We start from the raw sequence: 11291 nt of genomic DNA, 5'->3' as shown, positions 1-11291 counted from the left end.
TCGCTCAGCTCGGCCCAGAGATCGTCGAACGTCTTCACGCGGGGTCCCTGCGAAATCGTGCACTGGAGGAGCGCAGCGGGGGAAGCGCGCGAGTCCGTGGGGTGCTCTTCACGCGGGGTCCCTGCGAAATCGTGTACTGGAGGAGCGCAGCGGGGGAAGCGCGCGATTCCGTGGGGTGCTCTTCACGCGGTCAACCCTACGGCGTGCGCACTCCGAGCTCGCGCAGGGTCCGGGCGGTGAGCAGCGCCGCCGACGCGGCCTCGTAGCCCTTGTCCTCGCGCGAGTGAGCGAGTCCGGCGCGGTCGAGCGCCTGGGCGTCGTTGTCGCACGTGAGCACGCCGAAGCCGATCGCGACCGTATGGTCGAGCCCGACGCGGACGAGCCCGTCGGTGGCGGCGTTGCAGACGTAGTCGAAGTGCGGGGTGCCGCCGCGGATCACCACGCCCAGCGCGACGACCGCGTCGTACCCCTGCTGCGCGAGGGCGGACGCGACGACGGGCAGCTCGAACGTGCCCGGCACCCGGTGCACGACGCCGGTGGCGCGGAAGTCGGCGAGGGCGCGCTGGACGCCCTGGATCAGTCCGTCCATCACCTGGGTGTGCCAGCTCGCCGCGACGATCGCCACCCGCAGGCCGCTGGCGTCGAAGACCTCGGTCTCCGGGGCTCCGTCTCCGGCCATGTCAGGCTCCGTCCTTGACGTCGGGGTCGAGCTCGAGGTTGGGCAGGTCGTGACCCATCCGGTCGCGCTTGGTGAGCAGGTAGGCGATGTTGTGGTCGTTGGGGTGCGGCGTCAGGGGCACCCGGGCCGCCACGTGGACTCCGAAGTCCTCGAGGTTCTCGACCTTGTCGGGGTTGTTGGTGAGCAGGCGGACGCTCGTCACGCCGAGGTCGCGCAGCACCTGGGTGGCGGTGCCGTAGTGCCGGGCGTCGGCGGGCAGGCCGAGATCGAGGTTGGCGTCGACCGTGTCGCGGCCGCCGTCCTGGAGCTGGTAGGCCTGCAGCTTCGCGACGAGCCCGATCCCCCGCCCCTCGTGGCCGCGCAGGTAGACGACGACGCCGCGGCCCTCCGCGACGATCCGCTCGAGTGCCTCCTCCAGCTGCGGGCCGCAGTCGCAGCGGTCGCTGCCGAACACGTCGCCGGTCAGGCACTCGGAGTGGACCCGCGTGAGCACCGGCTGGTCTCCGGAGATGTCGCCGTGGACGAGCGCGATGTGCTCGGAGTCGTCGACGGTGATCCGATAGCCGTACGCCGTGAAGTCGCCGTGCCGGGTGGGCAGCCGGGTCTCGGCGACCCGGTCGACGAGGTTCTCGTGACGGCGTCGGTAGCGCACGAGGTCGTCGATGGAGATCATCGCCAGGCCGTGCTCGTCGGCGAACTCGCGCAGCTCGGGGGCGCGCTTCATGGTGCCGTCGTCGTTGACGACCTCGACGAGCACCCCGGCCGGCGTCAGGCCGGCGAGCGTGGCGAGGTCGACGGCGGCCTCGGTGTGGCCCCGCCGCACCAGGACGCCGCCCTCCCGGTAGCGCAGCGGGAAGACGTGGCCGGGTCGGGTGATCTCCCACGGCTCCGTGGCCGAGTCGGCGAGCACCCGCACGGTGTGGGCGCGGTCGGCGGCCGAGATGCCGGTGGTGACGCCGTCGCGGGCGTCGACCGAGATGGTGTACGCCGTCCGCATCTTGTCGCGGTTGTGCGGCGTCATCAGCGGGATCTCGAGCCGGTCGAGCATGTCGGCGGGCATCGGCACGCAGATCACGCCGCTGCTGTGCCGGATCGTGAACGCCATCAGCTCCGGCGTGGCCTTGCTGGCCGCGAAGATGATGTCACCCTCGTTCTCGCGGGTCTCGTCGTCGACGACGATGACGGCCTTGCCTGCGGCGATGTCGGCGATCGCCCGCTCGACGGTGTCGAGGCGGACCCCGACGTGCTGGACCTCGTGACTCATGCTGCCGCTCCTTCGTGTGCCGCCGCGGCGGGTGCCGTGGCCGCGCGGCGCTCGATGCGCCACCAGGTGAGGAATCCGACGACGCAGAAGCCGCCGTAGAACAGGTACATCGCGGCCGTCGGGTAGTAGCCGGCCCGGACCAGCGTGGTCACCCCCACGACGTCGACCGCGACCCACACCAGCCAGAACTCGACCCAGCCGCGGGCCATGCCGTAGGTCGCGAGCAGCGAGCCGGTGAGGATCCACGCCTCGGTGGCCGGTCCCCACGACCCGATGTGCTGGAGCACCTCGTAGGCGACGGCGTACCCGACCACGGCCAGGCCGAGCAGCAGCAGCCGCTCGCCCGCGGTCGCCCAGCGGGGGCTGATCGCCCCGCCGTCGGCGGCGCCGCGCGACTGCCGCCAGCGCCACCAGCCGTAGACGCTCACGGCGGCGAACATGACCTGGCGCCCGGCCTGGCCCCACAGCGGCTCGGAGACGGCTCCGCTGAGCTCGCCGCTGACGAACACCGTGAAGAGCAGGACGTTGCCGACCAGCCCGACCGGCCAGGCCCAGACGAGCCGACGCATGCCGAGCAGCGCGCTCGCGAGGCCGAAGACGTTGCCCACCACCTCGCGGACCGACAGGTAGCCGTCGCCGACCGTGATCGTGCCGTGGAGCAGCCAGTCCAGGCTCTGTTCAATCACGGGGGTCGTCCTTCCCGGCATGCGCCATCAGCCGCTCGACGTACTTGGCGATCACGTCGACCTCGAGGTTGACGCGGTCGCCGGGTCGACGGGTGCCGAGCGTGGTGCGGGCGAGGGTCTCGGGGATGAGGCTGACGGTGAACCGGTCGTCGCCGGCCCCGACGACCGTCAGGCTGACGCCGTCGACGGTGACCGAGCCCTTGTCGACGAGGTAGCGGCCGAGCTCGGCCGGCATCGAGATCTCGACGACCTCCCAGTGCTCGCTGGGGGTCCGGCTCACGACCTCGCCGACGCCGTCGACGTGGCCCTGGACGATGTGTCCACCGAGGCGCTTGTCGGCGGTGACGGCGCGCTCGAGGTTGACGCGGTCGCCGGGGCGTACGCCGTGCAGGCTGGTCTTGTCGAGCGTCTCCTGCATGACGTCGGCGGTCCAGGTGTCTCCGTCGACCGTCGTGACCGTCAGGCAGCAGCCGTTGACGGCGATGGAGTCGCCCAGGCCGACGTCCTCGAGCACGGTGGCCGCGCGGATGCCGAGGCGGATCGCGTCGCCCTGGTCCTCGACCGCGGCGACGGTGCCGAGCTCCTCCACGATTCCGGTGAACATCTCAGTCCTCTCCAGGCACGAGGGTCAGACGAACGTTGGGCTCGTCTCCCTCCAGCACGGTGATGTCGGTCACGCGAGGGCGCAACGCCTCCGCGATGGTGCTGATTCCGAGGTCGGCCACGGCTGAGCGGCCGGCGCCGAGCAGCATGGGCGCGAGGTAGACGACGATCTCGTCGACCAGGCCGGCCCGGAGGAAGGCCGCCGCGAGGGTGGGACCGCCTTCGAGGAAGACGTGGCGGCGTCCGCGGTCGAAGAGCTCGGCGAGCGCCTTCTGCGGGTCGCGGGTCCGCAGGTGCAGGCTCTCGGCGTCGCCCGCGGACGACTGAGCGAAGACCCGGTGACGGGGATCGAGGTCACGCTCCCCCATCACGACTCTCAGCGGCTGATGCTCCAGCGGCCGGTCGCGCTCGTCGCGGACCGTGAGCAGCGGATCGTCGACCGCAACCGTGTTGGTGCCGACCAGCATCACGTCGCACAGTCCGCGCAGACGGTGGGTGTCGCGCCGCGCCGCCGGCGAGCTGACCCAGCGGCTCGTGCCATCGGGGGCGGCGCTTCGGCCGTCGAGCGTGGTGGCGAACTTCCAGGTGACGAACGGGCGACCGTGCTCGATCCCGAAGGTCCAGGCGCGGTTCAGAAGTCCCGATTCAACCGTCAGAAGTCCCGACTCGACCTCGATCCCCGCAGTCCGCAGGGTCGTTGCGCCGCCGGCGGCGGCCGGGTTGGGGTCGGACTGGGCGTAGACGACGCGTCGTACGCCGGCCCCCACCAGCGCCCGCGCGCACGGGCCGGTGCGTCCGTGGTGGTTGCAGGGCTCGAGCGTGACGACGGCGGTGGCTCCCCGCGCGCGGGCTCCAGCCCGGGCGAGCGCGTCGGCCTCGGCGTGCGGGGTGCCGGCGCCACGGTGGTGACCCTCGGCGACGGTCTCGCCGTGGTCGTCGACGATGACGCAGCCGACGCGAGGGTTGGGGCCGAGCGGCAGCCCGGGCGACGCCGCGAGGTCGAGCGCGCGCCGCATCGCGGCCCGCTCGGCTGCGGTGGTGCTCATCGGGTGGCCCCTCGTGTCCGGTCGCGGACTCCGGGGCTGGACGGGTCGTCACGTACGACGTACGTGACGACACCTGCGTGCGCTTCCCATCCGGACTTTGACCGTCGGTCCAGGAGTTCCACCTGGTCAACCGATCGCTGGCTGCGAACGGGTCGCGGACTTCTGAGCGAAGCGAGGAGGCATCGATCAGTCACCGCCGGCTCGGAATTTCACCGACCCCAGAGCACGCGAGCATGTTGGCTCGTCGGGACGAGTGTGCCACAGCGCCCGTCGTACGGCGCCGTGGGTCACGTCACACGGACGTCGCGGCCGCTGCCGTCGCGCGGAGCTCGGCCACCATCCGGTCGGGGTCGTCGGCGGAGTAGACGGCCGAGCCGGCCACGAACACGTCGGCGCCGGCCTCGGCGCAGCGCTCGATGGTCTCGAGGCTGACACCCCCGTCGACCTGGAGCCAGGTCTCGAGGCCGTGCCTGGACATCAGCTCGCGGGCCCGGCGGATCTTCGGCAGGCACAGGTCGAGGAACTTCTGGCCGCCGAAGCCGGGCTCCACGGTCATGATCAGCAGCATGTCGAGCTCGGGGAGCAGGTCCTCGAAGGGGTCGACCGGCGTCGCCGGCTTGAGCGCCATCGACGCCCGCGCGCCCGCGGCCCGGATCTCGCGGGCCAGGCGCACCGGCGCCTTCGCGGCCTCGACGTGGAAGGTGACCGAGCCGCAGCCGGCCTCGACGTACGCGATCGCCTCGCGGTCGGCGTCCTCGATCATCAGGTGGGCGTCGAGCGGGACGTCCGTGGACCGCGCGAGCGCCTCGACCATCGCCGGCCCGAAGGTCAGGTTGGGCACGAAGTGGTTGTCCATGACGTCGACGTGCACCCAGTCGGCGCTGCCGATCCGGGCGACCTCCTCCCCCAGCCGCGCGAAGTCGGCGTTGAGGATGCTCGGCGTGATCTGGATGTGGCCCACGGCGGGGAGTCTAGAGGCCGCTCACTCCTCGTCCGGCTCCGCCGGGGTCTCCGCTCCCGCGCGCTCGTCGCGCTCCGCCCACTCCAGCAGCGGCGCGATGTCGTAGGCGCCCTTGCCGCCACCGTCGTCGATGTCGGCGTGCAGGTCGCCGAGCGCCGCGAACCGGTCGGGCACGGTGAAGATCGTGAAGTCGCGCGGGTCGGCGTCGTCGACCTCGTCCCATCGGATCGGCGTCGAGACGCGGGCATCGGGCAGCCCGCGCACCGAGTACGCCGCCGCGATGGTGTGGTCGCGGGTGTTCTGGTTGTAGTCGACGAAGACCGTGGCCGGGTCGCGGTCCTTGCGCCACCACGTGAGGTCGACGTCGCCGCCGGCGCGGCGCTCGACCTCACGGGCGAACGCGTGCGCGGCGCGGCGTACGTCCTTGAAGCCGTGATCGGGCCGGATCCGCACGTAGACGTGGAGACCCTTGCTGCCGCTGGTCTTCGGGAAGCCGACGACGCCGAGCTCGTCGAGCACCTCGTGGACGACGTGGGCGACGCGTCGCACGTTCGCGTAGTCGCACAGCGGGCCGGGGTCGAGGTCGATGCGCCACTCGTCGGGCCGCTCGGTGTCCTCGCGTCGGCTGTTCCACGGGTGGAACTCGACGGTCGACATCTGCACCGCCCAGATCACCGAGCCGAGCTCGGTCACGCACAGCTCGTCGGCGGTGCGACCCCAGCGGGGGAAGTACAGCCGCACCGTCTCCACCCACGGCGGCGCGCCGGCCGGCAGCCGCTTCTGGTGCACCTTGTCGCCGGCGAGACCCTTCGGGAACCGGTGCAGCATGCAGGGCCGCTCGAAGAGCGCGTTGACGATGCCGGGTCCGACGGCCAGGTAGTACTCGACCAGGTCGAGCTTCGTGGCCCCGCTCTCCCCGGATCTCGTGGGAGGGAAGTAGACCCGGTCGGGGTTGCTGACCCGCACCACCCGGTCGTCGACCTCGATCTCGACCGACGGCGGCTTCGAGGGCATGCCGCCACCCTAGGGGGTGCCGCGGCCTACGGTTCGGACATGGACTTCGACCAGCCGCCCGTGCGGCGCGTCGCCGCTACCTGCGCCACGTCCTCCGACTGGGCTGCGCGTCAGCGACGCCGGAGCACCGCCACGAACATCGCGTCCGTGCCGTGCCGGTGCGGCCAGAGCTGGATCGTCCCCGGAAGCGGTCCGGTGGCGTCGGACACCTGCGGCAGCAGCGGGGCCGCGTCGTCGAGCGTGACGTCGCCGCGGCCGGCCAGGACGGCCTCGACGATTCCGCGGGTCTCGGCGAGCACGGGCGAGCAGGTGGCGTAGAGGACGATGCCACCCGGCCGGGTCAGGTCGAGGGCAGCGTCGACGAGCCGGCGCTGGAGGGGCACGAGCTGGTCGAGGTCGGCCGGGCGGCGCCGCCAGCGCGCCTCCGGCCGGCGGCGCAGGGCGCCGAGGCCGGTGCACGGTGCGTCGACCAGCACTCGGTCGAAGGCGGCGGCCCGGTAGGGCGCGGCTGTGCCGTCGGCGGCGACCACGGCCGTGACGCCGTCGGCGCCGCGCAGTGCGGCGCGCACGAGCCCGGCGCGGTGGGGCTGGCGCTCGGAGGCCACGAGGCCGGCGCCGCGCTCGGCCGCGAGCGCGGCGAGCAGCGCGGCCTTGCCCCCGGGACCGGCACACAGGTCGAGCCAGCGGGAGTCACGACCGTCGACGGGCGCGGTGGCCGCGGCGATCGCGACGAGCTGCGACCCCTCGTCCTGCACCCCGGCCCGACCGGCGGCGACCGCCGGCAGCTCTCCCGGGTCCCCGCCGGCCATCGTGACGGCGTACGGCGAGAGCGCGGTCGGCTCCCCCGGCAGCTCGTCCCGGCTCGCCCGACCGGGCCGGGCGACGAGCGTGACCCGCGGCGGCTCGTTGTCGGCGGCCAGCAGCGCGGGCAGCTCGGCGTCGTCGCCCAGCGCCTCCCGGAGGCGGTCGACGACCCAGACCGGGTGGCTGAAGGCGGTGGCCGGGTCGGGTGCCACCTCGGCCACCCAGCTCGCGCGGTCGCGCTGGGAGACCGTGCGCAGCACGGCGTTCGCGAAGCCCGCGGCCCCCGCGCTCACCCGGTCACGGACAAGGTCGACCGTGGTGCTGATCGCGGCGTGGCTCGGCACCCGCATCGCGAGCAGCTGATGGCAGCCGAGCCGCAGCGCGTCGAGCACCTTCGCCTCGACCTTCGCCAGCGGCCGGTCGATGCACGCGGCGAGCACCGCGTCGTAGAGGCCCCGCCAGCGGATCGTGCCCGCAGCGAGCTCGGTCGCGAACGCCGCGTCGCGCCCGGTGAGGGCGTGCCGCCGCAGCAGGGAGGGCAGCACGAGGTTGGTGTAGGCGTCGTCGACCCGCACGGCCTTGAGCACCTCGAAGGCGACCAGGCGCGCGGGGTCGACGCGGCTGCGGCCGGTCATGTCCCGAGGACCGCGCCGCTCTCCAGGCGCAGCCCGCGGGCCCAGTCGGCGGCCGGCATCTGCCGCTTGCCGAACCCCTTCACCTCGCCGAGGCGCACGGCGTGGGTGCCGGTGCCGACGAGGACGTCGGACTTGCCGACCTCGAGGCGCCCGGCCGGGACCGGCAGGTCGGTGAGGGTCACCGGCCCGAGCTTGACCCGCTCCCCGTCGTACGTCGTCCACGCCCCGGGCGCCGGCGTGCAGGCGCGCACCTGCCGGTCGATCGCGACCGCGGGCTGCGTCCAGTCGACGTGTGCGTCGTCGACCTGCACCTTCGGGGCGAAGGTGACGCCCTCGGCCTGCTGCGGCCGCGCTTCGAGCGAGCCGTCGCCGATACCGTCGAGCGTGACCACGAGCAGCCCGGCGCCACCCTCCGCGAGTCGCTCGAGGAGGTCGCCGGCGGTGTCGGTCGGACGGATGCGCTCGGTCATCACGCCGAAGGTCGGGCCGGCGTCGAGCTCCTTGACGATGCGGAACGTCGTCGCGCCGGTCACCTCGTCGCCCGCCCAGATCGCGTGCTGCACCGGGGCGGCGCCGCGCCACGACGGCAGCACGGAGAAGTGCAGGTTGACCCACCCGTGCGTCGGGATCTCGAGGGCGGACTGCGGCAGCAGCGCGCCGTACGCGACGACCGGGCAGCAGTCGGGTTCGAGGGCCCGCAGCGCGGCCTGGAACTCCGGGTCGCGCGGGTGCTCCGGCTTGAGGACGGGTACGCCGAGCTCCTCCGCCCGCCGGGCCACCGGGCTGGGCGTCAGCCGGCGGCCGCGCCCCGCCGGGGCGTCGGGTCGGGTGACGACGCCGACGAGGTCGTGCGCCGAGTCGGCGATCGCGTCGAGGGCCGGGACGGCGACCTCGGGGGTGCCGGCGAAGACGACGCGCATCAGAAGCCGAGGCCGTTGGTGGCGTGGGGCGAGACCTTGACCGTGGGCTGCTCGAGACCGAACCACTCCGCCTCGCGGATCGCCTTCATCGCGGCCTTGCGGGCCTGGGTGTCGAGGCGGTCGACGAACAGCACGCCGTCGAGGTGGTCGGTCTCGTGCTGGATCGCCCGCGCGAGCAGGTCGGAGCCCTCGACGACGACGGGCTCGCCGTGCATGTCGAAGCCGTGGGCGACCACCGACAGCGCCCGGGTGCAGTCGAAGCTCAGGTCGGGGATCGACAGGCAGCCCTCGGGGCCGTGCTGGGTCTCCGACGACAGCGAGAGCCGGGGGTTGACCAGGTGGCCGAGCTCGCCGTCGACGTACCACGTGAAGACGCGCAGCCCGACGCCGATCTGCGGCGCGGCCAGGCCGGCTCCGGGCGCGTCCCTCATCGTGTCGGTGAGGTCCTCGACGAGGCGGCGCAGCTCCTTGTCGAAGTCGACCACCTCGATCGCGGGCTTGCGCAGGACCGGGTCGCCGAAGAGGCGGATGGGCTGGATGGGCACGGCGCCCATAGTAGGGAGGGGCTCACAGGGTGGGCGGATCCACCTGCACGCGGACGGCGTCGAGCTTGCGCGCTGAGCGGACCCGCTGGAGCTCGCCGAGTGCACGGGACAGCTCGACGCCCTCGGCGCGCGGCACGCGCACGACGACGCGGCACTCGCCGTCGGCGAGATCGACGGGCCCGAGCACCTCGGCCGACGGCGGAGCGGCCAGCAGGGTCACGGCGTCGTCGACGGCGCCCGCTGCGCCGGTGATCGTGGCCAGCCGGCTCGCGGGCGGCAGGTGGGCGGCGATCCGCTCGTCGGTCTCCCGCGCGGCGTGCCCCGCGGGGTCCCAGCGCACCAGCGCCTGGAGCGTGGGATGGGCGGGGTCCCCGACCGCGAGCACCCGACCGCCCGGCCGGACCAGCGCGGCAGCGTCGGCCCACCGGCGCAGCGCCTCCTCGCCCGCGCGCAGGTCGATGCGCGAGAGCAGCAGCCAGGTGTCGAGCAGCACGACGGCGGCGTACCCGCCCTCGGCCACGGGTTCGGCGCCCGGCGTGGCCACGACGACCTGCTTCGTGGTCGGCACGGTGGCCAGCACCGATTCGCCGGAGCTGGTGCGGACCCGGACGCCAGGCAGCGCCCGGCCCAGCTCTTCGGCGGTGCGGGCGTCGCCGAGGACCGGCGCCCGCAGCCCGCGGTGGCCGCACTCCGCGCACGCCCAGGCCTCGACGGGGGTGCCGCACCACCGGCAGGCCGGCGGCGTGGCCGGCCCAGTGAGCGCGAGCGGTCCCTGGCACGTCGTGCACCGCGCGGGGGTGCGGCACCGCTCGCACGCCAGCGCGTTGACGTAGCCGAGCCGCGGGGTCTGCACCAGCACCGGGCCCGCCTCGATGGCCTCGCGGACGGCCACGTGCACCTCGCGCGGGATGCGCGCGCCGCGGGCATGCACGTCGCGGTGGGTCTCCTCACCCGCGATCGTCACGGTGAGCCGGCGGCGCACCTCGGCCCGGTCGGGGCCGATCTCGCGGGCCCAGCCGGTGCGGAGCAGGTAGGCGCTCTCGACCGTGCGGACGAAGCCGCCGATCAGCGCGCCCGCGCCCTCGCGCTCGGCGCGCAGCAGCAGCGTCTCGCGGGTGTGGGGGTACGGCGCGCGCGGCTCGGCGTGCAGGTCGTCGCCGTCGTCCCAGATGACGACGAGCCCGAGGTCGGCGACCGGCGCGAAGGCGGCGGCCCGCGTGCCGACGACCACCCGGCGGGCGCCGCGGCTGAGCGCCAGGAAGTCGCGGTAGCGCCGGGCGGGTCCCGACTCGGCGGTGAGCGTCACGTGCTGGCCCTCGCCGAGCACCTCCGTGAGCGCGCGGTCGACCCGCGTGACGTCCTTGCCGTCGGGGACGCAGACGACGACGCCGCGACCCGAGGCGTACGTCGCGGCGGCCGCGTGCGCGACGAGGAGCGGCCAGTCGGTGGCGGGCGCCGCCGCCCAGACCGCGCGCGGACTGCCGCCGTCCGCCAGGTGCCGCAGGAATGCGGCCGCCGGCTCATGGCCCGCCCACGCGGCCTCCCCGTCGGCGGGCTCGTGGTGCCACGGCCCGGCGGGCGCCGACGCCTCCTTCTCGGTCGTCGCGTGCCGGGCGGGGATCGCGAGCCGCAGGACGTCGGACCGCGTCCCGGCGTACCTCTCGGCGAGCTCCCCGGCCAGTGCCGCGATCTGCGGGTGCAGCACCGGCTCGGGGCTGACGACGCGCCGCAGCGGCGAGAGCCGACCGGTGTGGTCGCTCTCGCTGCCGCGGGCCACGACGAAGCCGTCGACGTCCTGTCCGGCGAAGCGCACCTTCACCCGCGCACCCGGCACCGCCGCGTCGGCCATCGCCGCCGGCACCGCGTAGTCGAACGGCCGGTCCAGGTGCGCGAGCGGCACGTCCACGAGCACCCGGGCGACCGGGTCGAGCGTCGCCGGCGCCGCCTCGGCGGCCTTGCGTGCCCGGGTCGCCCGGGCCTTCGCCTGCGACGCCTTCACCTCCGCCCGGGCGAGACCGGGCAGGAGCTCGGGGTGCTCGTCGTCGGCCATGGGCGAAGTTCTACCAGCGCGCGTCGACGGCCCCACAACGACGCTGACCCGCCCGAAAGTTTCGGGCGGGTCAGCGTTCGGGTG

11 protein-coding genes and 1 riboswitch are annotated in these 11291 nt (G+C 74.0%); all 11 genes read right to left on the bottom strand.

Annotated features, from left to right (window positions below; genetic code table 11):
- Positions 1-196: 196 nt before the first annotated feature.
- Positions 197-679 carry a 6,7-dimethyl-8-ribityllumazine synthase gene (gene ribH, locus PZ894_RS18885; protein WP_275747175.1) on the bottom strand — a complete coding sequence of 161 codons (483 nt, stop codon included), beginning with the start codon at positions 677-679 and terminating at the stop codon, positions 197-199.
- Between the two features lies 1 nt (position 680).
- A complete protein-coding gene (locus PZ894_RS18880) occupies positions 681-1943 on the bottom strand; it encodes a bifunctional 3,4-dihydroxy-2-butanone-4-phosphate synthase/GTP cyclohydrolase II (protein ID WP_275747174.1) in 1263 nt (420 codons plus the stop codon).
- On the bottom strand, positions 1940-2626 hold the full coding sequence (pnuC, locus tag PZ894_RS18875) for a nicotinamide riboside transporter PnuC (RefSeq protein WP_275747184.1): 687 nt from the start codon (positions 2624-2626) through the stop codon (positions 1940-1942). The genes PZ894_RS18880 and pnuC overlap by 4 nt, the downstream gene beginning before the upstream one ends.
- Complete coding sequence (locus tag PZ894_RS18870) at positions 2622-3233, bottom strand: riboflavin synthase (RefSeq protein WP_275747173.1); 612 nt, start codon at positions 3231-3233, stop codon at positions 2622-2624. Before PZ894_RS18870 ends, pnuC begins: the two co-directional genes overlap by 5 nt.
- Before the next feature lies 1 nt (position 3234).
- On the bottom strand, positions 3235-4278 hold the full coding sequence (gene ribD, locus PZ894_RS18865; protein WP_275747171.1) for a bifunctional diaminohydroxyphosphoribosylaminopyrimidine deaminase/5-amino-6-(5-phosphoribosylamino)uracil reductase RibD: 1044 nt from the start codon (positions 4276-4278) through the stop codon (positions 3235-3237).
- A 73-nt stretch (positions 4279-4351) separates the two neighbouring features.
- A riboswitch (FMN riboswitch) is annotated at positions 4352-4509 on the bottom strand.
- A gap of 61 nt (positions 4510-4570) precedes the next feature.
- Positions 4571-5239, bottom strand: a complete 669-nt coding sequence (rpe, locus tag PZ894_RS18860; RefSeq protein WP_275747170.1) for a ribulose-phosphate 3-epimerase — start codon at positions 5237-5239, stop codon at positions 4571-4573.
- Positions 5240-5260: 21 nt separating this feature from the next.
- Positions 5261-6253: a non-homologous end-joining DNA ligase gene (gene ligD, locus PZ894_RS18855; RefSeq protein WP_275747168.1), complete on the bottom strand. Its 993-nt coding sequence runs from the start codon at positions 6251-6253 to the stop codon at positions 5261-5263.
- A gap of 110 nt (positions 6254-6363) precedes the next feature.
- A complete protein-coding gene (locus PZ894_RS18850) occupies positions 6364-7692 on the bottom strand; it encodes a transcription antitermination factor NusB (RefSeq protein ID WP_275747167.1) in 1329 nt (442 codons plus the stop codon).
- Complete coding sequence (gene fmt / locus PZ894_RS18845; RefSeq protein WP_275747165.1) at positions 7689-8612, bottom strand: methionyl-tRNA formyltransferase; 924 nt, start codon at positions 8610-8612, stop codon at positions 7689-7691. The genes PZ894_RS18850 and fmt overlap by 4 nt, the downstream gene beginning before the upstream one ends.
- The gene (def, locus tag PZ894_RS18840; protein ID WP_275747164.1) at positions 8612-9166 is read right to left on the bottom strand and encodes a peptide deformylase; all 555 of its coding nucleotides are present in this window, start codon (positions 9164-9166) and stop codon (positions 8612-8614) included. Before def ends, fmt begins: the two co-directional genes overlap by 1 nt.
- Positions 9167-9179: 13 nt before the next feature.
- Entirely contained in the window at positions 9180-11207 is a 2028-nt protein-coding gene (locus tag PZ894_RS18835) for a primosomal protein N' (RefSeq protein WP_275747163.1), read from the bottom strand.
- Between the last annotated feature and the right edge of the window lie 84 nt (positions 11208-11291).

Origin of the sequence: Nocardioides sp. YIM 152315, assembly GCF_029210375.1 — a bacterium.
Taxonomy (GTDB): Bacteria; Actinomycetota; Actinomycetes; order Propionibacteriales; family Nocardioidaceae; genus Nocardioides.
Note: the sequence above shows the minus strand (reverse complement) of the source record. Positions and strands in the feature narration are given on the sequence as shown.

Bases quoted from the DNA above. Each gene is read 5' to 3' on its own strand.
- ribH (WP_275747175.1), bottom strand. From the start codon at position 679: ATGGCCGGAGACGGAGCCCCGGAGACCGAGGTCTTCGACGCCAGCGGC.
- PZ894_RS18880 (WP_275747174.1), bottom strand. From the start codon at position 1,943: ATGAGTCACGAGGTCCAGCACGTCGGGGTCCGCCTCGACACCGTCGAG.
- PZ894_RS18870 (WP_275747173.1), bottom strand. From the start codon at position 3,233: ATGTTCACCGGAATCGTGGAGGAGCTCGGCACCGTCGCCGCGGTCGAG.
- ribD (WP_275747171.1), bottom strand. From the start codon at position 4,278: ATGAGCACCACCGCAGCCGAGCGGGCCGCGATGCGGCGCGCGCTCGAC.
- ligD (WP_275747168.1), bottom strand. From the start codon at position 6,253: ATGCCCTCGAAGCCGCCGTCGGTCGAGATCGAGGTCGACGACCGGGTG.
- PZ894_RS18850 (WP_275747167.1), bottom strand. From the start codon at position 7,692: ATGACCGGCCGCAGCCGCGTCGACCCCGCGCGCCTGGTCGCCTTCGAG.
- fmt (WP_275747165.1), bottom strand. From the start codon at position 8,612: ATGCGCGTCGTCTTCGCCGGCACCCCCGAGGTCGCCGTCCCGGCCCTC.
- def (WP_275747164.1), bottom strand. From the start codon at position 9,166: ATGGGCGCCGTGCCCATCCAGCCCATCCGCCTCTTCGGCGACCCGGTC.
- PZ894_RS18835 (WP_275747163.1), bottom strand. From the start codon at position 11,207: ATGGCCGACGACGAGCACCCCGAGCTCCTGCCCGGTCTCGCCCGGGCG.